This is a genomic window from Serratia sp. TSA_198.1 (genome assembly GCF_052686505.1).
The window spans coordinates 708,942-731,384 of record NZ_JBQZFP010000001.1 but is presented as its reverse complement, the minus strand read 5'-3'; the positions used below and the strand labels follow the sequence as shown (position 1 = coordinate 731,384).

The window sequence follows — 22,443 nt, the reverse complement described above, 5'->3', positions numbered from 1 at the left end:
CGGCGAGGGCTTCTCAAGGGGCACCCTCGCCTTTTTTTAACTCTTTCAGATACTTGTAGACCGTTGCGCGGCCAAGGGATAATACGTTGGCGATATAATCGGCGGCGCTTTTGGCCTTGAATGCGCCTTCATTATAGAGATCGATCACCAATCGCTTTTTTTGCTCACGGCTCAATGATGCCAGCGACGTGCTCTGAAGGCGGAGCCACTCATGCAGGAAGGTATTGATCTTCTCTTGCCAGTCATCCTTGAACAGCTGCTGCGGTTGCGGTTGCAAACGCGTCACCGACAAGAACATGTCCAGCGCGTTTCTGGCGTCCTCAAACATACCGGTGCTCAGGTTAACGCACAGCAGATAGCTCGGATTACCCTGTTCATCGCGGGCGGGAATGCTCACCGAGCGCATTTTTTTGCCATCCCAATTGAGCTTTTCGTAAGGACCGGTGACCGGCGCACCGCTGTTGATATCAAAATCGTCCAGGCCGGCATCGTCACCCGGTTTGCGTTTCGACAGGTTATTGGCGAGGTAGACGACTTTGTTGGTCGACAGATCGTGTATCACCACTTCCACGTTAGGGAAAAACAGGGCTGCGATACCGTCGGCGACCGACTGCAATAATTCAAGTTGAGACGTGGGTTTCAGCACCGGGCTGTTTCTCCGTAGCGATAAGCATGATGATATTGGCCGATTTTCATCATCTGGACAGCCGCTTAGCATACCTTACTTGCCGTGGAATGCCGAGCGGGAGAGCGGCCGTCCTGCTGCTGCTTGCTCCTCGATTCGCCGCTGCGTTGATAGAACATTTGGAGCCAGAAGCGGCAAAATTGCCACCCGCCATTTTGTTAACGGAAAGTGAATATCGCCACAGGCCATAAAACGACGGTGCGGACTGTGCTGTAGCCCACATTTTGCGTGAACAGTCCGTTAACGGCATAAGATTTTCAATATATCAGCCAGTTGAAGCCGATTTCGTTTAATAAAAACGCGATATCAGGCCGTTTTAACAGGAATTCCCCGCGGCCGTCAGGAAACGGCATTGTCAACATGGTGGTTAAATAAAATGAAACTTTTTGATCACATTCAAGCTTCTGACAAATAGGTAAAGGCAAAAATTATGCGTTTTTTGTGCATAAAGTATGAATAGCTCGCCCAACCTCTCGACAAAAGTAATTAACTATTCATTTTTACCCGTCAAAACCCATTGGAAACCGGCCTGCAGCCCGATCAGGGGGGGCTAACAACCGGCAGGTTTAATGGTAAATTTAGCGTCGCAAAAGTGTTATGCACTTAGTAATCCACGGTTAAACAAAATAAATACCTATATAAAAAAAGGTTGGTTATGGAAAAGCTATCCTACGCTTCAGAAAGCAGCACAACGGCCTGGGCCACCTACTTGCAACAAATCGACCGCGTTGCACCTTACCTCGGTGACCTGTCTCGTTGGGTTGATACCCTCCGTCATCCCAAGCGTGCGCTGATTGTCGACATCCCATTGCAGATGGACGACGGTTCTATCCGCCACTTCGAAGGTTTCCGCGTTCAGCACAACCTGTCGCGCGGTCCGGGTAAAGGCGGCATCCGTTACCATCCGGATGTTGATCTCGATGAAGTCATGGCGTTGTCAGCATGGATGACCATCAAATGTGCGGCGGTCAACCTGCCTTACGGCGGTGCCAAAGGCGGTATCCGCGTCGATCCTTTCAAACTGTCTGAAGGCGAGCTGGAGCGACTGACCCGCCGCTACACCAGCGAAATCGGTTTTATCATCGGGCCGCAGAAAGATATTCCTGCGCCGGACGTCGGCACCAACTCGAAAGTCATGGCCTGGATGATGGATACCTACTCCATGAACCACGGCACCACTATCACCGGCGTGGTTACCGGCAAGCCTATTCACCTCGGCGGTTCTCTGGGCCGTGAAAAAGCCACCGGTCGCGGCGTGTTCGTCACCGGCAGCGAAGTGGCCAAGCGTCTTGGCGTTGAAATTGAAGGCGCTAAAGTCGCGGTACAGGGCTTTGGTAACGTAGGCAGCGAAGCCGCTCGTCTGTTCGTTGGCGTCGGTGCCCGCGTAGTGGTGATTCAGGACCACTCGGCCACCCTGTTCAACCCGGAAGGCATCGACCTGGCCGCGCTGACCGAATGGCAGACCAAGAACAAGCAGATCGCGGGCTTCCCTGGCGCCAAAGAGATTGAAAGCGAAGCCTTCTGGTCGGTTGACATGGATATCCTGATCCCTGCGGCGCTGGAAGGCCAGATAACCCGCCAGCGCGCAGAAATCCTGAGCGCCAAGCTGGTACTGGAAGGCGCTAACGGCCCAACCTATCCGGATGCGGACGACGTGCTGCGTTCACGCAACATTACCGTAGTGCCTGACGTTATCTGTAACGCCGGCGGCGTGACCGTCAGTTACTTCGAATGGGTGCAGGATATGGCCAGCTACTTCTGGAGCGAGAGCGAAATCAACGAGCGTATGGACAAGATCATGACCGACGCTATGGTTCACGTCTGGAACAAGGCCGAAGAGAAAACGTGCAGCCTGCGTACAGCGGCTTATATCGTCGCCTGTGAGCGTATCCTGACCGCACGTAAAGAGCGTGGCATTTACCCGGGCTGATGCCTGGTTTCCCGGCTTGCCTTTGCAGGCCGGGATTTCATTCCTAGCGCAGACAGCGCTTCAACACCTTTCCGGTGCTGGTCATCGGCAAACGTTCGACAAACTCCAGAATGCGCGGGTATTTGTACGCCGCCAGCCGCTCCTTGCTCCAGGCGATCAGTTCATCTTCGGCAATGCCGTCGTCCCCCTCCTTCAATACCACCACCGCTTTAATTTCCTCGCCCAGCGCGGGATGCTCTACGCCGATCACCGCCACCAAAGACACCGCCGGATGGCGCATCAGCACCTCTTCAATCTCGCGCGGGTAGACGTTAAAACCGCCACGGATGATCATGTCCTTGGCGCGGTCGACGATAAAATAGAAACCGTCGGCATCGCGGCGGCCCAGATCGCCGGTTCTGAACCAACCCTCGTTATCCAGCACCTCGGCCGTCGCCTCCGGCCGGTTCAGGTAGCCCTTCATGATGTTGTAACCGCGCACCGCCAACTCGCCAACCTGATCGACGCCGTCAATCGGCTGGCCGGTCACGTCCAGCAGCCGCACTTCCACGCCCCAAATCGGCTGGCCGATCGAGCCGGCTTTGTTCTGCCTGCGCGGATGATTAAAGGTGGCGACCGGGCTGGTTTCAGACAGCCCGTAGCCTTCGAGAATATTGATGCCGAAGCGGCGGGAGAAATCCTCCAGGATCTTCACCGGCAGGCTGGCGCCGCCGGATACCGCCATGCGCAGCGTGCTGCGCAAGCGCGCCAGGTCCACCCTATCGTCCAGCGCGTTCAACAGTGCCCAGTACATGGTCGGCACGCCGGCGAAGAAGGTAATGCCATGTTTTTGCATCAGCGCGATGGCCTGGGCGGCGTCAAAGCGCTCCATCAACACCAGCGTGGCGGCGCTGGCGAAACCGGCGTTCATTTGCACGGTGGAGCCGAAAGTATGGAACAACGGCAGCGTCACCAGATGGCGATCGGGATCCGTTTCCGATCCCTCGAACAGCCGTACCGACCCCAACGCATTGAGCGTCAGATTGGCATGGCTCAGCTCCGCCCCCTTGGCGCGCCCGGTGGTGCCGCTGGTGTAGAGCACCACCGCGGTGTCGGTCTCCGCCGTGGCCGCCGAACAAAACGCGGCGGGCTGCTCGGCGATCGCCTGATTGAAACGTTCCCCGCTCAGCGGCAACCGGTCGCCGATAATCAGAAAGTCGCGGCAATGCTCGGCGTTGTCAAAAGCGCGCCGCGCTTCGGCCGCCAGCGGCAACCCCTCGCTGCCCTCATGGCAGAAGAAGGCCACCGCCGCCGAATCCGCCAGGTAATATTCAAATTCGGCGCTTTTCAACAGGGTATTCAGCGGCACAACGGTGGCGCCGATTTTGAGGATGCCATAGTAGATGGCCGGAAACTCCGGCCGATTAGGGCAAGCCAGCGCCACCCTTTCACCGGCCCTTACCCCGCGTGCGATCAACAGATGTGCCACCCGGTTGGCCATCTCATTCAGCGCGCGGTAGCTGAGCGGAGTATCGTCCTGTACCACCGCCGGGCGGTCTGGCCAGGAACGCGCGCTCTCTTCAAGCAAGGTAGCCAAATTAAGCATCGAGGATTCTCCGTGAAAATTGAGCGGCCGGCGAAGCGCCGCAGTATCACGAGTATAGAATCAGGGAATAGAAACAATGCCTTAACCATCACAATTTGGTTAGATAAATAGAGGCAAAAGGAGATTATATTCAAACAGATTTCATTGGGTTATCTGTCCCTGCTTAATTTACCCCCCAGGAGACGCAATTGATCCTCCAGGAGATTGGTGATTTTTTCGGCCATACTTAGGCTTTATCCCTATTCCCGGAGCACAGCCATCATGAGCAAGAAGAAGATTTTGATGCTGGTCGGCGACTATGCCGAAGATTACGAAACCATGGTGCCGTTTCAGGCATTGCAAATGATTGGTCACCAGGTGGATGCCGTCTGCCCCGATAAAGTCAAAGGCGACTACATCATGACAGCTATCCATGATTTTGACGGTGCGCAGACCTACAGTGAAAAACCCGGCCACCGCTTTATCCTGAATGCCGATTTTGCCGCCGCACGGGAGGAGGATTATGACGCCCTGCTGATCCCCGGCGGCAGAGCGCCCGAGTACCTGCGCCTCAACCCGCAGGTGATCAAGTTGGTGCAGGCGTTTGACGCCGCACGCAAACCGATAGCCGCCGTGTGCCACGGCCCGCAACTGCTGGCCGCCGCCAATGTGTTGAAAGGCCGAACCTGCAGCGCCTACCCGGCCTGCGCTCCTGAAGTGCAGTTAGCCGGCGGGCATTATGCGGATATCGGTATCGATCAGGCCCACGTCGACGGCAATCTGGTGACCGCCCCAGCCTGGCCGGCGCATCCGCAGTGGTTGGCGAAATTTGCCGAGGTGTTGGAACAATAAACCCGGTGCAAAAAAGGCCCGCAATCGGACATGCGGGCCAACAATACAGCACAAGGCATCTATTCTGATGCTGCCTCTATCATAAGAAGTTCTCTTTTCCGCTGGCGTTAATTTAGCGTCCGGGAACAGAAAATAATGCGTTATGTTATCCGCACCGGTTTCGCATCATTTTAATTGTTCAATCAGAAAATGGATATCATAAAGCCAGCGCTTGGCCCGGGCGGATCGTACCAGCATGTAAACATACAGCGGCCGGATCCTTTCCATTTCCAGATCCCAGTCATTCACGCGGCGAGGCGACGCGGAGAATAATATCCCCGACTTTGCTTCTTGCCGAAAATACAGATCGTGATTGTAACTGCTGTTGTCTATGTTGAAGGTGTCGAAGTAGCCGCGCATCAGCGTCTCCGACATCGGCAAGGTCAGGCTAAGCTCTTTGTTTATCTCGGTATTCAGAGTGACGGCGATGCCCTTTTTAAGAAATCCGGGGGTGTTATATCTGTCGATAACGGAAATTACTTGTTGCTGAATATCACTGTCCATTTCAACCTCAATATATTTGGCCGCGGGAAAGAAGCGATATTTCTCTGACCTTTCTTATTGTATCGAGTTCTTCGGGTCGGGGTTATTTTCCTTTTCTTTACATTTCTCTCACCGGATAAATATAAAAACGCAGGGTGATAACATCCCCCTGCGTAATCGGTTTATTGATTGCGAATAAAGTTAACGGGTCAGGGTCGCGCTATTGGCGACCACGCTATCCCCCTGCTTCTCCGCCGTAATGCCGCCCCCCAGTACCTTATACAGCGTAATCAGGTTCTGGTACTCGGTTTGCTGTGCGCTGATCAACGATTGGCGAGCGGTGTACAGCGTCCTCTGCGCGTCCAGCATGTTCAGGTAGGTATCCACGCCGTGCCGATAACGCAGTTCAGCCAGGCGGTAATATTCCCGCGAGGCAGCCACGTAGCCGGTTTGCGCCGCCAGTTGCTCCCCAATGGTGCCTTTGCGCGCCAGCGCATCGGCCGTTTCCTGGAACGCCGTCTGCACCGCTTTCTCATAAGTGGCGACGTACAGATCCTTTTGCGCCTTGGTGTAGTTAAGCTGCGAGGTGTTATAGCCGCCGGTGAAAATCGGCAGGCTAATGCTCGGTGCAAAGGACCAGACGCCGGCGCCCTTGCTGAACAGGGACGACAGCTCCCCGCTGCCCACGCCGCCGCTGGCGGTCAGGCTGATCGACGGGAAGAACGCCGCGCGCGCGGAGCCGATGCTGGCATTGGCCGACTTCAGATTATGCTCGGCTTCCAGGACGTCCGGCCGGTTCAGCAGCACCTGCGACGACACATTGGCCGGCATGTCTTTCATGATGCCGGACAGCGCCTCGATCCCGTTCGGCAACAGGCTTTCGGGCACGCTTTGCCCCACCACCAGATCCAGCGCGTTTTTCGCCTGCGCGGCGCTGGTGGTATAGCTGGCGACGTCTGAACGCGCCTGCTGATAAACCGTGTCCGCCGAAGCCACATCCACCATCGACAAAATGCCGTTTTGCTGGTTTTTACGCGTCACTTCCAGCGACAGCCTGGCGCTTTCCATCGTGTCTTTGGCAGCCGCCAACAGGCTGCGTTCCGCCGCCACGCTCACCCAGTCGGTGACGATATCGGCGATCAGCGTCAGGCGCGTACTTTTTGCCGCCTCTGACTCCGCCAGATAGGTCTCGAATTTTGAGCGCGACAGGCTGCGGTTTTTACCGAACAGATCCAACTCAAACGAACTGGTGCTGGCGCTGGCTTCGTAGCTCTGGCTGATCGCGGTCGCATTGCCGTTGCCGGTCAAAGAGCGTGAACGCGTGCCGTCCACCCCTGCGTTGATGGTTGGGAACAGTTCGGAACGTTGTTCGCCGTATAACGCGCGTGCCGATTCAATGTTGGCGATCGCTTCACGCAGATCACGGCTGCTGCTCAGCCCCATCGCCACCACCTGCCGCAACTGGGCATCCACCACATAATCGCGCCACGGGATATCCGGATAGCTCAGCGAAAGCTTACCGCTCGGCGTGGCATAGGCGGCACCTTGCGGCAGGTTTGTCGGCACCGGCGCCTGCGGCCGCTGGTAGTCCGGATCCAGTGAAATACAGCCTGCCAGTAACAGGGGGAATGTCAGAGTTATCAAACGTTGCAGCACATTATTCTCCTGCCTGTGGCGTGGTGCTTTCTACCTGTTTGGCGGCGACCGGTTTACGTGCAAATACCCGGCGTACCAAAACGTAGAACAAAGGAACAAAGAAGATCGCCAATAGCGTCGCGGTAAGGGTGCCGCCGATAATCCCGGTGCCAATGGCTATGCGGCTGTTGGCGCCGGCACCGGTGGAGATTGCCAGCGGCAATACCCCGGCGGTAAACGCCAGCGACGTCATCAGAATGGGCCGCAAGCGCATACGGGATGCTTCGACCGCCGAGGCGATCAGCGTTTCTCCGTGCTGGTACTTCTCTTCGGCAAACTCCACGATCAGAATGGCGTTCTTGGCCGACAGGCCAATAATGGTCAACAGCGCCACCTGGAAGTAGATATCGTTTTCCAGACCGCGCAGCGTAACCGCCAACAGCGAACCCACCACGCCCATCGGCACCACCATCATGACCGCGAACGGGATCGACCAGCTCTCGTACAACGCCGCCAGGCACAGGAACACCACCAAGAGCGCGATGGCATACAAGGATCCCGCCTGGCCGCTGGTCAGGCGCTCCTGATAAGAAAGCCCGCTCCAGGAGTAGCTGCTGCCCGCGGAGAACTTCGCCGCCAGTTTTTCCATTTCATCCATCGCGGTGCCGGAGCTGGTGCCCGGAGCGCCTTCGCCGGTGATTTCGAACGACGAAAGCCCGTTATAACGCGACAGGTTTTCCGGCCCGTAGATCCAGCGCGATGAGGCAAAGGCCGAGAACGGCGTCATGCTGGTCGTGGTCGTGCCTGAACTGGTGCTGGTTGAGCTGCCGCGCACAAACCACTTATCCAGATCCTCCGGTTTTGAACGGAACTCCACATCCCCCTGCATATAGACTTTCTTCACCCGGTTGCGGTCGATAAAGTCGTTAACATAGGTGCTGCCGAAAGAACTGGTGAGCGTGCTGCTGACGTCGCCGGCGCTCAGGCCCAACGCTTGCAGCTTGTCATTATCGATATCCACCTGCAGCTGCGGGGTGTCCGGCAAGGTGTTGGCGCGCACGGCGATCAGGCCAGAGTTTTTACCGGCGGCGGCAATAATCTGGTCACGCATCGCTTGCAACTCAGCACGGGTCGTTGCGCCTTTGGCCTGCAACTCGAAGGTGAACCCGTTGGACTGGCCAAATCCGTCGATCGACGGCGGACTCATCGAAAACACCTGAGCATCGCGAATGCTGGCGAAGTGCCCCATGGCGCGTTTGGCAATCGCGTCGGCGGTGTTATCGCTGCCGCTGCGCAGGCTCCAGTCCTTGAGGCTGACGAAGGCCATGCCGGCGTTCTGGCCGCTGCCGCTAAAACCAAAGCCGTTGATGGTAAAAATGCTGTTGACGTTGGCCTTCTCATTGTTGAGGAAATAATCCTTCACCTCGTCGCTGACCACCGAGGTACGAGCGTCGGTAGCGCCTGCCGGCAGCGTATACTGCACCATCACCATCCCCTGATCTTCGTTAGGCAGGAAGCCGGTCGGCAGGCGCATATACATGACGGCGGCCGCGATCAGCAACAGACCGTACATCAGCAGATAACGCATGGGGCGGTGGATCACCCTGCCGACCTTGTCGGCATACTTCGCCTGCAGCCGGTCATAACCCCGGTTAAATTTGCCCAGCAGGCCTTTGTCGGTCAGTTCCTCATGCGCGGGTTTCAGCAATGTGGCGCACAGCGCCGGTGCCAGCGTCAGCGCCAGGAGCACCGAAAGCGCCATGGAAGAGACGATAGTGACGGAGAATTGGCGATAGATAACCCCGGTGGACCCGCCGAAGAATGCCATCGGCAGGAACACCGCAGACAGCACCATCGCAATGCCCACCAACGCGCCGGTGATCTCTTTCATCGACTTTTCCGTCGCTTCGCGCGGCGGCAGTTTTTCTTCACGCATCACGCGTTCGACATTCTCGACCACCACGATGGCGTCATCCACCAACAGCCCGATGGCCAGTACCATGCCAAACAGCGTCAGGGTGTTGATCGAATAACCGAACACCGCCAGCACGCCAAAGGTGCCGAGCAGCACCACCGGCACGGTAATGGTCGGGATCAGCGTCGTACGCAGGTTCTGCAGGAAGATGAACATCACGATCACCACCAGCACCACCGCTTCGAACAGCGTCTTCACCACTTCTTCAATCGAGATATTGATAAAGTCGGTGCTGTCTTTCGGGTATGCGACCTTGTAGCCGTCAGGCATGGATGACTGGTATTCGGCTACCTTGGCCTTGACCAGCTTGGCGGTGTTGAGCGCATTGGCCCCTGCGGCCAGCTTGACCGCAATGCCCGCCGCCGGGTGACCGTTCAGGCGGGCGCTGGAAGAGTAATCCTCGTTGCCCAGCTCAACCCGCGCCACATCGCCCAGGCGAACCAGGGCCCCGCTGCTGTCGCTTTTCAGGATGATATTGCGAAATTGCTCCGGCGTTTGCAGCCGGGATTGCGCCTTGACCGTGGCGGTCAGTTGCTGGTCGGCACCGGCCGGCAGATCGCCGACCTTACCCGCAGAAACCTGGGTATTCTGCGCCTCAATCGCCGTCTCCACATCGGACGGCATCAGCGAATAGGACGCCAGCCTGGTCGGGTTCAGCCAGATACGCATGGCGTATTCCGAGCCGAACACCTGCACGTCGCCCACGCCGTTAATGCGCGACAACGGGTCTTGCAGATTACTGACCAGATAGTCGGAGATATCGGCCATCGTCGCCTTGTCGGTCTCATCGTACAGACCGACGATCAGCAAAAAGCTGCTCTGCGATTTCTTGACCGTTACCCCTTGCGAGGTGACCTCAGACGGCAAGCGGCTTTCCGCCTGCTGCACCTTGTTCTGCACCTGTACCTGGGCGATGTCCGGATCGGTCCCCTGATCGAAGGTGACGTTGATGCTCACCGAACCGTCGGAACTGCTGGTCGACGAGAAATACAGCAGGCCGTCCAGGCCGGTGAGCTGCTGCTCAATGACCTGCGTCACGCTGTTTTCCAGGGTTTCCGCATCGGCGCCCGGATAGGTAGCCGAAATGGCGATCTGCGGTGGAGAGACGTCCGGGTATTGCGAAATGGGCAGCGAATTGATCGACATCAGGCCACACAGCATGATGATGATCGCGATCACCCAGGCAAACACCGGCCGCCGAATAAAGAACTGCGCCATGATTACTGCTCCCCACCGTTAGCCGTACCGGTCGCCGTCTGCTTTTGCACTTCAACCGCTTTAACGTCGACCCCGGCGGCCACCTTATTGGTGCCTTCGACGATCAGGCGATCGCCGTCGTTCAGCCCTTTACTGACCAACCAGTTGCTGCCGATCACCCGTTCGGTGGTGACCGTGCGCTGTTCAACCTTGTTTTGCGCATTCACCACCAACGCAGTGGCCTCACCTTTGGCATTGCGGGTGATGCCCTGCTGCGGTGCCAGAATGCCTTTCGGATCGACGCCGTTATCAACTCTGGCGTGAACGTACATACCCGGCAGCAATTCATGCTCCGGGTTAGGGAATACGGCGCGCAGCGTAACTGAGCCGGTAGACTCATCCACAGACACTTCCGTCAGTTCCAGTTTGCCGTCATGCGCATAAGGCGTGCCGTCTTCAAGCTTGATGACGACCGGTGTGACATCGTCACGTTTTAAGGATGCCTGCAGTTTGCGCAATCTGAGCAGTTGGCTGCTGGACTGCGTGAGATCGACATAGATGGGGTCCAGCGCGCGGATAGTGGCCAGCGCATCGGTCTGGCTGGCGGTAACCAGCGCACCCGGCGTCACCGAGGAAATACCGATACGGCCGGAAATAGGCGCGCGCACCTGGGTATAAGCGAGATTGATTTTGGTGGTTTCCAGCGCCGCCTGATACTGATCGACGGAAGCGACCGCCTCCAGATAGGTCGCCATCGCATCGTCCGCATCCTGTTTGGAGACGCCATTCTCTTTCACCAGCGCCGCGTAACGTTGTGCTTTCAGGCGGCTGGATTTCACCGTCGCCTGCGCGCTTTTCAACTGTGCGGCAGCCTGGTTATAACTGGCCTGATAAGTGGCGGGATCGATTTGATACAGTACCTGGCCGGCTTTTACCTCGTCCCCTTCGGTAAACAGACGCTGTTTGATAATGCCGTCAACCTGTGGACGAACGTCCGAGGTCATGGTGGCGTTCACCCTGCCGCTCAAATCGCTGCTCAGCGTGACCGGTTGGCCGTGCAGCGTCGCGACCCCCACCTCCGGCGTGCCGCCCGCTCCCATCGGGGCTCCGCCGGGTTTGCCATCACAGGCGGTCAGCAATAACGCCAGGCCGACAAGAAAAATCTTTTTGCTCTGCATCGAGTATCTATCCTATTGAGAACGTTTATTCTCAATATATAGATTCCGATCTTTTTAGTCTGACAGGGTTACGTAAGGATTCGGTAAAAGTCCTTCGCAAAGCATGAGAGACGCCCTATTTTTGCCGCAGCGGCACGTCTTTCAGCAACCAGGTCAGCGCAAAGGCCAGCACCATGACCCAGGCGGCAATCTGGTACACCGAGTGGATCGCCCCGCCGAAAGCCTGCAGATAGTCTTGCTGCAAGGCCGCCGGCAAATGGTGTACCGCCGCCGCGCCCAGAGAACGCGGCAGTTGCGTGCCCTCCGGCAACAACACGGCCAGGCGGCTGTGCAGCACGTTGGTAAAAATCGCGCCAAACACCGCCACGCCGATCGAACCGCCAATCGAACGGAACAACGTAGCGCTGGAGGTGGCGACCCCCATATGCTGCGGCTCCACGCTGTTTTGCGCCGCCAGAATCATCACCTGCATCACCATGCCCAATCCCAGTCCCAACAGGCTGATATAGAGATACAACTGGTGCACCGGCGTCGAATTTGTCAGCGTGCCGAGCAGGATCATGCCTGCCAACGCACACAGGGTGCCGATAATCGGGAAGATACGGTATTTGCCCCTTTTGCTGATCAGCCTGCCGCTGACGATCGAGCTGATCATGATGCCGCCCATCAGCGGCAACAGCTGCATCCCGGCCTGCGAAGGCGTCGAGTCTTTCACCACCTGCAAATACAGCGGCAGGAAGGTCACCGACCCAAACAGTGACATGCCGATGATAAAACCGATCAAACTGCACAATACAAAGGTGCGATTACGAAACAGCCCCAGCGGAATGATCGGCTCGCTCGCCAGCCGCTCTTCGTAGATAAACCCGCCCAACGACACCAGCCCAAAGGCCAGAATGCACCAGAGCTGCCCGTCCGACCAGGCCATGACAGTACCGCCCTGGCTGGTAAAAAGGATGATGCAGGTCAGCGCCGAGGCGAGATAAGCCGCCCCCAGATAGTCGATTTCGTGTTTAACCCGGTTGACCCGCGACTGGAACACCGCGCCGATCACCAACAGGGCGAAAAGCCCCAGCGGCAGGTTGATATAGAAGATCCATCGCCAGGAGAAATGCTGCACCAGCAGCCCGCCGATCAGCGGCCCAACCACCGTCGCCAGGCCAAATACCCCGCCGAACAACCCCTGATAGCGTCCGCGATCGGCCGGCGGGATCACGTCGCCCACCACCGCCATGGTCACCACCAATAAACCGCCGCCACCCAGCCCTTGTAACGCGCGCATCAGGATCAATTGCGTCATGTTCTGCGCCAATCCGCACAGCACGGAACCGAGCAAAAACACCACGATGGCGATTTGCAGCACGATCTTGCGGCCGAACAGATCGCCGAACTTGCCATACAGCGGCACCACGATGGTCGAAGCCAGCAGATAGGCCGTCACGACCCAAGACAAATTCTCCAACCCGCCGAACTCGCCGACGATGGTCGGCAGCGCGGTCGAGACGATGGTCTGATCGAGCGCCGCCAGCAGCATCACCAGAAGCAGCGCGGAGAACAGCAAACGGATCGAGGGCGCCTGTTCAGACGCCCTGCCGTTATCTTCGTGGCCTGCGGTGTTATCAATGCCCATTTGAGTGAGTCCGCTTGTAATTAATTAACTGAGTAATTAATATATGAGTTATTCTTTTCTCCGGTCAATGGATCTCGCCGCGATGACAGCACAAAACGTTAAAAAAAACCCCTCTCCACGCCGCCCTGGCAGGCCCAGCGGCGCGGCCAACGGGGCAGAAAAACGGGAGCATTTGCTCGACACGGCGCTGAACTTGTTCGCCCGTCAGGGCATTGCCGATACCTCGCTGAACGCCATTGCCCGCGAGGCCGGCGTTACCCCGGCGATGCTGCACTACTACTTTCACAACCGTGAACAGCTGCTCGATGTGCTGATAGACGAACGTTTCCTGCCGGTGAGAATCGCCGCAGGCGACGTTTTCGACGCCAACGAAGACGATCCGGTAGCGGCTTTCACTGAGTTGGCGCAACGGTTTATCGATATTTCCATCGCGCACCCGTGGTTCGCCCCGCTGTGGTTGCGCGAAGTGATGAGTGACAGCGGCGTATTGAAGCAGCGGATGGACGAGCGCTTTGGTGACAAGCAACGCAAAACGGCGATGCAGTCCATCGTACGTTGGCAGGCGGAAGGCAAGCTGCATGCCGATCTGGAGCCCTCTCTGCTGATTGTCACCCTGTTTGGCATGACGCTGCTGCCGTTGGCCACGGCGTCAAAATGGCAGCGCGATAACTCCCTCAGCCCGCTGCGTGCCGACGATATTGCCCGTCACGCCATTACGCTGCTCACTCACGGCCTGGGGCCGCAACGCTGAAGAGAGATCCATTCTGGTGCGGGCCGCTCCCGCACCGGGTGCAATACCCACCTTGATCCGCTCGCTTTCCCTCTATTGGCGCCCGTCGCTTAACTGGCACCCTTTTTGCTTTGGCTACTCCGCCTAATTTGGCTTTTTAATCAGGGGTAGCGCTATGTTTCAAATAATTAGAGTGGCATTTGTTTTATTGACCTTAGGTTGCGCCAACGCGGCGACCGCCGCCGGGGAGTTACCGCACATCGTTATTTTGGCCACTGGCGGTACCATCGCCGGCTCGGCAGCCTCCAATACCCAAACCACCGGCTACAAAGCCGGGGCGCTCGGGGTGGATACCTTGATCGCCGCGGTACCGGAAATGCAGAAAATCGCCCGGGTGGACGGCGAGCAGATTGCCAATATCGGCAGCGAAAACATGACCAGCGAGATCCTGCTCAAACTGTCAAAACGCGTCAACGAACTGCTGGCGCGCGATGACGTCGCCGGCGTGGTGATCACCCACGGTACCGACACGCTGGACGAGTCGCCCTACTTCCTTAACCTGACGGTAAAAAGCAACAAACCGGTGGTGTTCACTGCCGCCATGCGCCCGGCGACCGCCATCAGCGCCGACGGCCCGATGAACCTGCTGGATGCGGTGACCGTCGCCGCCGATAAACAGGCAGCAGGCCGCGGCGTCATGGTGGTGCTGAACGATCGCATTGGTTCCGCCCGCTTCAGCACTAAAACCAACGCCACCACGTTGGACACCTTCAAAGCGCCGGAGGAAGGTTATTTGGGGGTGATTGTCGGCGGTAAACCTTACTTTGAAACCCGGGTGGATAAAATTCACACCACTCGCTCGGTCTTTGACGTGCGCAATGTCAGCGCGCTGCCGAAAGTCGACATTATTTACGGTTATCAGGACGATCCTGAATACATGTATGACGCCGCCATTCAGCACAAGGTAGACGGAATTGTTTATGCCGGCACCGGTGCCGGGTCGGTTTCAGTGCGTAGCTCGGCCGGGATCAAAAAAGCGGAAAAAGCCGGCGTGCTGGTCGTCCGCGCCAGCCGCACCGGCAGCGGTATTGTTTCTGAAGATGCGGGCCAGCCCGGCCTGGTTTCCGACTCGCTCAACCCGGCTAAATCACGCATTCTGTTGATGCTGGCGCTGACCAAAACCCATAATCCGCAGGTGATTCAGGACTATTTCCACACCTATTAATCTGCGCCCTTCCCTCAGAGCCAGGCGGCTCTGAGGGGATCTCTTTCATCGTCAATCGCGTTCTATCTGGCCAACAACGGACGGCGGCCAGAAAGCACAGTCAGGGAGAAGTGCGCAGCCAGCCCGAAGATCAACCCCCAGAATACCGACGCCATGCCTAAAAAGTTCATGCCGGACGCCGTGACCAGGAAAGTGATTAACGCCGCTTCTCGCTGCTTCTCGTCGGCCATTGCGCCGGTCAACCCGGTGCTGATGGCGCCAAATAGCGCCAGCCCGGCCAGCGAGATAATCAGTTCTTTGGGTAATGCAGTAAACACCGAGGCCAGCGTCGCGCCGAAAATCCCCATCACAATATAGAAAATCCCGCAGGCCACGCCGGCGATGTAGCGTTTGCTTTTCTCGCGGTGCGCCTCTTCGCTGGTGCAAATCGCGGCGGTAATGGCCGCCAGATTCACCCCGTGCGAGCCAAACGGCGCCAGCAATACTGAGGCAATTGCGGTCATCGAGACGATCGGCCGAGCCGGTGTGGCGTAACCTGAGGAGCGCAACACCGCCATGCCGGGCACATACTGACCGGTCAGCGTCACCAGCGTAAGCGGCAGTGCGATATTAATGATGGCGTGCCAGCTCCAGGCCGGGGTAATCAGAACCGGGTGGGCTACGCTGACGACGATATCCCCGCCGTTCAACATGCCGCTCATTCCCGCCACTGCGCCGCCGGCCACCAACACGGCGACAATGGCATAGCGTGGCAACAGGCGTTTAAACAACAGGTAGGTCACGAACATGGCCATGACCAGCGTCGGTTGCAACTGAATGGACACAAACATCTCGGCGCCAAAGTGGAATAAAATCCCGGCCAGCATGGCGGCGGCGATCGACCGGGGTAATTTACCGATCAGTTTATCGAAGGCGCCGGACAGACCAATGACGGCGATAATGAGCGAAGAAACGATATAAGCCCCCACCGCTTCGTTGATCGTCACCCCTGGCAATAACCCGACCAGCAATGCCGCGCCGGGCGTAGACCAGGCGGTGATCACCGGCACTCGCAGGCGCCAACTCAAAATCAGGCCAGTAACGCCGCTGCCGATGGAGATGGCCCAAATCCAGGAGGAGATCACCTCCGTGGACAAGTGCGCCGCACTGGCGGCCTGAAACACGATGATCAACGGGCCGGCGTAAGACACTATCACCGCGATGGCGCCCGCCACTACCGCCGAAAGAGAAAAATCCTGTCGCAATCTGTCCATCATTACCCCTATCAATGCATATCGATTAAATCGATGTAATATGCCAAAAAAGAAAAGCCCCGATAAATCAAATTAAAAACAACAAGTTGAAGATACATAAACAAACAAAATTTCGAAAATAACATCGATTGAATCGAGTTAATTTAAGTCGATTGTATCTGTGTAATTCTTTCTGTGTTAATACTTATTACATCAATTTAATGGCTGGCTTATACTGTAATCGTCTTATCCCCACCCTGCGGCCAGCAATGCCAAAGCAGAAAGCCCGTGGGGATAGCCATTCAAAGCATACAGAGGGTCTATGTGGACACCGCGCTTCAGTGAGAAAAATGCCCCGGTGTATTTGCTGATTGCAGATGCGCTGCAAAATGACATCAACAACGGCGTGCTGCCTGCCGGTTCACGTTTGCCTACATTGAAAGAGTTGGCGCAGACGCTGGCCGTTACGCCGGGCACCGTTAATCGCGCTTATGAAGAAGCGGCGCGGCGCGGGCTGGTTCAGGGTGAAGTGGGCCGCGGGACCTTTGTGCTGGCTGCGCCTGAAAGGGCCATGGAAAGCGCGCGCCTGCCGCATTTTAGCCCTTCATCTTCCGCCCAACGGGATCATATCGATCTGTCGGTGATCAAACCGGAGGTGCAGGCCCAGGAACAGGGGATCCGCACCGCGCTCGAGCATCTGGTCGCCAGCCCGGAGCTGGGGCTGGCGCTCGACTATTCGCCGGAAGGCGGGCATCCGGCGCATCGCGACGCCGGTGCCAGCTGGCTGCGGCGTTTTTTGCCTGACGTACACTGGCAGCAAGTGGTGTTGACCGCCGGCGCTCAGCACGGTTTGCTGGTCGCCATCAATGCCCTGACGGCGCACCAGGATCTTATCCTGTGCGAAGCGCTGTGTTATCCGGGCATTATTTCGCTGGTACACGGCAATGGACGGCGGTTGCGCGGGGTCGAAATGGATAGCGAGGGCATCGTGCCCGACTCGCTGAGAGCACTGTGCCGCCAGGAAAAACCGGCGATGCTGATCTGCGTGGCTAGCTGCCAAAACCCCACCACGGTGGTGATGTCGAACGCCAGACGGGCCGAAATCGCGCAGATTGCCCGCGAGTTCGATTTTTATATTCTCGATGACGACATTTACGGTTTTCTTACCGCAGAGCCGGTCGAGGCGCTGTCTTCGTTTGCTCCTGAACGCTCGGTGTACCTGACCAGCCTGTCGAAAAGCATCTCACCGGCGTTGCGCATCGGTTATCTGCATGCGCCGGCGGAAACCCTGTCGCGGTTGACGTCGATGGTGCGAACCAGCATCTGGATGCCTTCCCCGCTTATCGCGCAGTTGGCCAGCAATATCGTTACTTCCGGCATTGGGGCTGAAATGCTGCAAACCCAGAAGCAAGAAGCGGCGGCGCGCCAGGCCATCGCCGCAGAAGTTTTCCACGGGCTGGAGGTCGCTTCGCAACCCTACGGTTACCACATTTGGGTCACTCTGCCCGAGCCCTGGACCAGCGATGAGTTCGCCAATCTGGCGCGCGCTCAGGGGGTGAATATTTCCAGCGGCACGCAATTTCTGGCCGAACGCAGCGGCCACACGCGTGCCGTGCGCATCGTGCTGATGTCGCCAACCAGCCGCAGCGAATTGAAATTTGCCCTGACCAAGCTGCGCAGCATGATCGAATCCGCAGAACCCCGCCTGTATTACTGAGGCCCTGACCCGGCGCGCTTTACCGCGCCGGGTCAGCCTTGTTCAATCAGCATCACCGCCGTGGTATCCGCCTCCAGGGCTTCAAAAATATGCTCCCGATCGGCGGAGTAACTGATGTAATCCCCCGCGCTCAACTCCACCGGCTGCTCCGTCGGCCCGATTCGCGCCCTGCCGCTGCTGATAATCACGTGCTCAATGGTGCCCGGCATATGCGGGCGTGAAACCCGCGTCTCGCCCGGCTGAACGCGCAAACGGTAGATATCGCGCTGTGCTCCCGGCGGGCAGGTTGCCAGCAATGTAGCGGCATAGTTGGCCTGTTCGGAAACCGTGGTAACCCCTTCGTTGGCGCGGATCACCTGTACGTGCTGACGCGGTTGAGAGATTAACCGGCTGACCGGCACGTCGAGGGCCATCGCCAGCGACCACAAGGTTTCCAGGCTTGGGTTGCCGCTGCCGGTTTCCAATTGCGAAAGCGTCGATTTTGCGATGCCGGCGCGGCGCGCCAGTTCGGTGACCGACAGCCCCAACCGCTCGCGTTCGCGGCGAATGGCGGCCGAAAGCAGGCCGATGGGTGTGCCGGTATTGCTGGAGTTATCGCTCATTGTTCACCATATCATTCGTTCGTTCGACTTGACGAACAAGCATGCACTGTTCATCATAATGTTCAGTTGTTCATTTTAATGGTGTTCGTCGACGGCGGCAAGCACGGCACTCAATCAGGGAGAAGGCAAATGAAGGTAAACACCCGCGGCGTAGTACAGATGACCCTGGCGATGGTGATCTCCGGCACCGTCGGCTGGCCGGTGATCGCGCTAGGGCAACCGCCAACGACGGTGGTTTTCTGGCGTTGCGCTTTTGGTGCGCTGGCGATGTTGATCGCCTGTGCCCTGCTTGGCCTGTTGAAGAAAGGCATGCTGACCCGACGTCAGGCCGCCGTGGCGGTATTGGGTGGCATGGCGCTGGTGCTGAACTGGACGCTGTTGTTTGGCGCTTATGCCCATGCCTCTATCGCCGTGGCCACGGTGACCTATCACGTCCAACCTTTTATGCTGGTCGGGCTGGGCGTACTGTTCTTTGGCGAAAAACTGACGGCAAATAAGCTGGCTTGGCTGCTGCTGGCCTTCGGCGGCATGCTGCTGATTATTACCGGCCGCCCCGGCGCTAGCGGCTCAGGATCGGATTACTTTATCGGCGTGCTGTTGGCATTGGGCGCGGCGTTTATGTATGCGGTGGCGGCGGCGATCGTCAAAGGGCTAAAAACCGTGCCGCCGCATTTGATCGTGTTGATCCAGCTCAGCGTCGGGGTGGTGGTGCTGGCGCCGTTCGCCGGCCTGGCCCACCTGCCCTCAACGGCCAATGCCTGGTTGCTGCTGGCGACTATCGGCCTGGTGCATACCGGGCTGATGTCTTCGCTGCTGTATGGCGCGATCCAGAAAATCCCCACCAGCCTGGTCGGCGCGTTGTCGTTCATCTACCCGCTGGTGGCGATCATCGTCGATTGGGCAGTATTCGGACACCGCCTCAGCCTGATGCAGCTCTTGGGCGCAGCCGCCATCCTGATTGCCGCTGCGGGCATGAACTTTGGCTGGCGAGTGATGCGCGCGGGTAAAACCGCCCGCACGGTGGAGGAGCAGTAACCGGCGGGTTATTTTTTCAAGGTGTGCAGGCTGGCGAGCACCTTCTGCAACGCCCTGCTCAGCGGCTTATCCTGGCGCAGTACGATGCCCAAAGTGCGTTCAAGCGCGGGCGTAAGAGCGTCTCCCCGGGTGCCGGACAGTGCCATGCGCGGCACAATGCTGTACCCAAGCCCGGCGGCAACCATCTCTTTGATCGCCTCTATGCTGCCCAGTTCCATTACCGGCGCGGGTTTAACCCCCGCGCCAAGGAACCAGCCATCAATCAAACGACGGGTGCTGCTGCCGGATTCAAAAGCCACCCACGGGAGCGCACCCAGAGTTTGCGGGGTGTACGTGGCAGGCAAATCGGGGGAATCGGCCGGGAAAATGACGGCAAACTCGTCTTGCAGCAGCGGCGTCAACTGCAAACTGCGGCCATTGGCCGGAAAGGTCACCAATGCGATGTCGATGCGGTTTTCTTCCACCGCTTTTACCATGTCATCGGTGTTGCCGGTGCGCACCCCGACGTTCAACAAGGGATAAGCCTGTTTCAACTCCCGCAGCAGCGTCGGCAGCAAATGGATACAGGCCGTGGCACCGGTGCCCAGCGTCACGGTGCCGGCAATCTCCTGCGCGTGGCCGGCCATGTCGCTCAGCGCATGATCCACCGCCGCATTGATGTGACTTATGTGTTCCAGTAGCGCCTCACCGGCGGACGTCGGCCGCACGCGCCTGGCGACCCGCTCCAGCAGCCGAACGTGCAGCCGCTGTTCCAACTGCCGGATTTGCAAGCTGACCGCGGGCTGGGTCAGCCCCAGCACTTCCCCTGCGGCGGAAAAACTCCCTTGCCTGACCACCAAAGCAAAAGTCTGAAGCTGGTCCAAATTAAGCTTGCCCACCACGCAATACCCCTTATGCAAAATGCCGATGCCGGTCCCCCACATGAGGAACCGGCATCGCTGAGTGTATCCTTGCGGGCCGCCTTTGTAATCAGGCAGGACCCGGCGCGCATTGCGTTATGCATAACGAAGAGCCTTGATGGCGTTTTTGCAGAAAGCCTGACGGCGGTGAAAGTATTATCCCGAAAACCTCAAAAGCTAAGCGAAATAACGTATTCGACCCGTTTTAAAATAGCTGTTACCTCTATTAGCAGACACGGAGGAGGAATTAACGATGACGCGTTATGTGTGGAATAACCGGCTGAAACAGCGCATCCGTTTCAGCTACTGGAATGAGCTGTGCGTCACTGGCTGCGCGGGCAGAGCCCCTCTTGCCCGCGGGTGTTCGTTATCGGTGCGGGAAAATCATCCCCCGCCTATCGCAAAGCTAATTAATCGCTAAGCAATGGATTATTTATAATAAGCCTTTGCTTTACACCGCAACCTGCAAATTATTATTATCACTTCGTACCCCACCCGTTGTAACAACTTAAATTTTAATTATATTTCATCGCGCTACGCCCGCGGCGGCGCGCTATTTACTGCCGTCTCCGTATTATGAGGACATCGTTATGGTTGTTTCTGTTTTGCCTGCGCCGGATACGGCCAATTTCCCTCCCGCAGAAGAACGGACCCACAGGATTGTCGACGACCAACAGGCACTGGATGCAGCACGACAAGTCGCCGTGGCCGCCGCGCCTGAAGCCCAACTGCGTGACCGCCAGCGGCGCTATCCGTTGCAACAGTTGGCGCTGTTTACCCAGTCTGGCCTCGGTGGCATTTCCATTCCGCGCGAATACGGCGGACCGGAACTGTCCTTTACCACGCTGGCGGAGGTGTTTCGCCTGATTTCCGCCGTCGATCCGGCGCTGGGGCAAATTCCGCAAAACCATTTCGGCCTGATTCAGTTAATCCGTGATGCCGGCAGCGAAGAACAAAAACGGCGTATTTTCGCGGCGGTGCTGGCCGGCCAACGCATCGGGAACGGTGGCCCGGAGAAAAACAGCAAGCACACGCTGGATATGCAGAGCCGCTTACGGCAAACCGCAGACGGCCTGCGCTTTACCGGCGACAAATTTTACTCCACCGGTGCGCTGTTCGCCCATATCGTCGCCGCCAAGGCACTCGACGATCGGCAGCAGCCGGTACTGGCATTGATCCCCCACCCGGCGGCAGGCCTGGAGATCGTCGACGACTGGTCCGGCATGGGGCAGCGCACTACCGCCAGCGGCACGGTGCGCCTGCGCGAGGTTCTGGTCGATCCGGCCAATGTGATCCCGCTGCTGCCGCTGGCAGAAAAACCGACGATTCAGGGCGCCGTTTCCCAACTGATTCAGGCCGCCATCGATGCCGGCATTGCGCAGGGTGCGCTGGACGAGGCCACCCAGTTTATTCGCGAGCGTTCCCGCCCCTGGATCGACGCAGGCGTCGAACGCAACGCGGACGATCCCTACATTCTGGCCGACGTCGGCCGGCTCAGCATGGAGTTGAGCGCGGCGAACGCCCTGTTGCGCCGTGCGGCGCGGACGCTCGATGAGGTTGACCGCTGGCCGGTAACCGCCGAAAGCGCCGCAACGGCGTCGATCGCGGTCGCCGAAGCCAAGGTGCTGACCACGGAAGTGGCGCTGTTGGCCAGCGAAAAGCTGTTCGAATGGTCCGGCAGCCGCGCCACGCTGGCGGAGCACGGCCTCGATCGTCACTGGCGCAACGCACGCACCCACACGTTGCACGATCCGGTGCGCTGGAAATACCACGCCATTGGCGAGTACTACCTCAACGGCCGCTTTCCGGCGCGCCATTCGTGGATTTAAAGGAGC

Annotated in this window: 17 protein-coding genes; 7 read left to right on the top strand and 10 right to left on the bottom strand. The window is 58.0% G+C overall.

Annotated features, from left to right (window positions below; translation table 11 throughout):
* Positions 1-13 precede the first annotated feature (13 nt).
* Positions 14-646, bottom strand: a complete 633-nt coding sequence (locus ACUTSW_RS03415; protein WP_445583671.1) for a helix-turn-helix transcriptional regulator — start codon at positions 644-646, stop codon at positions 14-16.
* 694 nt (positions 647-1,340) lie between these two features.
* Between ACUTSW_RS03415 and ACUTSW_RS03410 the strand changes: the two genes are divergently transcribed.
* Positions 1,341-2,615 (top strand): Glu/Leu/Phe/Val family dehydrogenase, encoded by a 1,275-nt coding sequence (locus tag ACUTSW_RS03410; RefSeq protein ID WP_311992594.1) that lies wholly within the window; start codon positions 1,341-1,343, stop codon positions 2,613-2,615.
* Positions 2,616-2,658: 43 nt separating this feature from the next.
* Here ACUTSW_RS03410 and ACUTSW_RS03405 read toward each other — a convergent pair whose 3' ends face one another.
* The gene (locus tag ACUTSW_RS03405) at positions 2,659-4,200 is read right to left on the bottom strand and encodes a long-chain-fatty-acid--CoA ligase (RefSeq protein WP_445583670.1); all 1,542 of its coding nucleotides are present in this window, start codon (positions 4,198-4,200) and stop codon (positions 2,659-2,661) included.
* A gap of 261 nt (positions 4,201-4,461) precedes the next feature.
* Between ACUTSW_RS03405 and ACUTSW_RS03400 the strand changes: the two genes are divergently transcribed.
* Positions 4,462-5,031 carry a DJ-1/PfpI family protein gene (locus ACUTSW_RS03400; RefSeq protein WP_004944657.1) on the top strand — a complete coding sequence of 190 codons (570 nt, stop codon included), beginning with the start codon at positions 4,462-4,464 and terminating at the stop codon, positions 5,029-5,031.
* Between the two features lie 165 nt (positions 5,032-5,196).
* Here ACUTSW_RS03400 and ACUTSW_RS03395 read toward each other — a convergent pair whose 3' ends face one another.
* From ACUTSW_RS03395 to ACUTSW_RS03375, 5 genes are all read right to left on the bottom strand, one after another.
* Positions 5,197-5,574: a DUF1493 family protein gene (locus tag ACUTSW_RS03395; protein ID WP_445583669.1), complete on the bottom strand. Its 378-nt coding sequence runs from the start codon at positions 5,572-5,574 to the stop codon at positions 5,197-5,199.
* Between the two features lie 180 nt (positions 5,575-5,754).
* Positions 5,755-7,209 carry an efflux transporter outer membrane subunit gene (locus ACUTSW_RS03390; protein WP_445583668.1) on the bottom strand — a complete coding sequence of 485 codons (1,455 nt, stop codon included), beginning with the start codon at positions 7,207-7,209 and terminating at the stop codon, positions 5,755-5,757.
* A 1-nt stretch (position 7,210) separates the two neighbouring features.
* Entirely contained in the window at positions 7,211-10,381 is a 3,171-nt protein-coding gene (locus ACUTSW_RS03385) for an efflux RND transporter permease subunit (protein ID WP_445583667.1), read from the bottom strand.
* Between the two features lie 2 nt (positions 10,382-10,383).
* Positions 10,384-11,538, bottom strand: a complete 1,155-nt coding sequence (locus ACUTSW_RS03380; protein ID WP_445583666.1) for an efflux RND transporter periplasmic adaptor subunit — start codon at positions 11,536-11,538, stop codon at positions 10,384-10,386.
* 115 nt (positions 11,539-11,653) lie between these two features.
* Positions 11,654-13,168, bottom strand: coding sequence for an MDR family MFS transporter (locus ACUTSW_RS03375; RefSeq protein WP_445583665.1), 1,515 nt, complete (start codon positions 13,166-13,168; stop codon positions 11,654-11,656).
* Between the two features lie 43 nt (positions 13,169-13,211).
* On the opposite strand from ACUTSW_RS03375, the gene ACUTSW_RS03370 reads away from it, so the two are divergent.
* Positions 13,212-13,919, top strand: a complete 708-nt coding sequence (locus ACUTSW_RS03370) for a TetR/AcrR family transcriptional regulator (RefSeq protein ID WP_062870881.1) — start codon at positions 13,212-13,214, stop codon at positions 13,917-13,919.
* A gap of 154 nt (positions 13,920-14,073) precedes the next feature.
* Positions 14,074-15,123: a type II asparaginase gene (locus ACUTSW_RS03365; RefSeq protein WP_004944676.1), complete on the top strand. Its 1,050-nt coding sequence runs from the start codon at positions 14,074-14,076 to the stop codon at positions 15,121-15,123.
* 62 nt (positions 15,124-15,185) lie between these two features.
* Here ACUTSW_RS03365 and ACUTSW_RS03360 read toward each other — a convergent pair whose 3' ends face one another.
* Entirely contained in the window at positions 15,186-16,379 is a 1,194-nt protein-coding gene (locus ACUTSW_RS03360; RefSeq protein ID WP_445583664.1) for a benzoate/H(+) symporter BenE family transporter, read from the bottom strand.
* A gap of 298 nt (positions 16,380-16,677) precedes the next feature.
* Between ACUTSW_RS03360 and ACUTSW_RS03355 the strand changes: the two genes are divergently transcribed.
* Positions 16,678-18,072 (top strand): aminotransferase-like domain-containing protein, encoded by a 1,395-nt coding sequence (locus ACUTSW_RS03355; RefSeq protein ID WP_004944686.1) that lies wholly within the window; start codon positions 16,678-16,680, stop codon positions 18,070-18,072.
* A gap of 32 nt (positions 18,073-18,104) precedes the next feature.
* Here the strand turns inward: ACUTSW_RS03355 and ACUTSW_RS03350 are convergent, their stop codons facing one another.
* The gene (locus tag ACUTSW_RS03350; protein WP_004944689.1) at positions 18,105-18,674 is read right to left on the bottom strand and encodes a helix-turn-helix domain-containing protein; all 570 of its coding nucleotides are present in this window, start codon (positions 18,672-18,674) and stop codon (positions 18,105-18,107) included.
* A 129-nt stretch (positions 18,675-18,803) separates the two neighbouring features.
* Here ACUTSW_RS03350 and ACUTSW_RS03345 point away from each other — a divergent pair, with 129 nt between their 5' ends.
* Positions 18,804-19,709 (top strand): DMT family transporter, encoded by a 906-nt coding sequence (locus tag ACUTSW_RS03345; RefSeq protein ID WP_445583663.1) that lies wholly within the window; start codon positions 18,804-18,806, stop codon positions 19,707-19,709.
* An 8-nt stretch (positions 19,710-19,717) separates the two neighbouring features.
* Here ACUTSW_RS03345 and ACUTSW_RS03340 read toward each other — a convergent pair whose 3' ends face one another.
* Positions 19,718-20,632: a LysR family transcriptional regulator gene (locus tag ACUTSW_RS03340; RefSeq protein ID WP_445583662.1), complete on the bottom strand. Its 915-nt coding sequence runs from the start codon at positions 20,630-20,632 to the stop codon at positions 19,718-19,720.
* Positions 20,633-21,198: 566 nt separating this feature from the next.
* On the opposite strand from ACUTSW_RS03340, the gene ACUTSW_RS03335 reads away from it, so the two are divergent.
* Positions 21,199-22,437, top strand: a complete 1,239-nt coding sequence (locus ACUTSW_RS03335; protein ID WP_445583661.1) for an SfnB family sulfur acquisition oxidoreductase — start codon at positions 21,199-21,201, stop codon at positions 22,435-22,437.
* Positions 22,438-22,443: the final 6 nt, after the last annotated feature.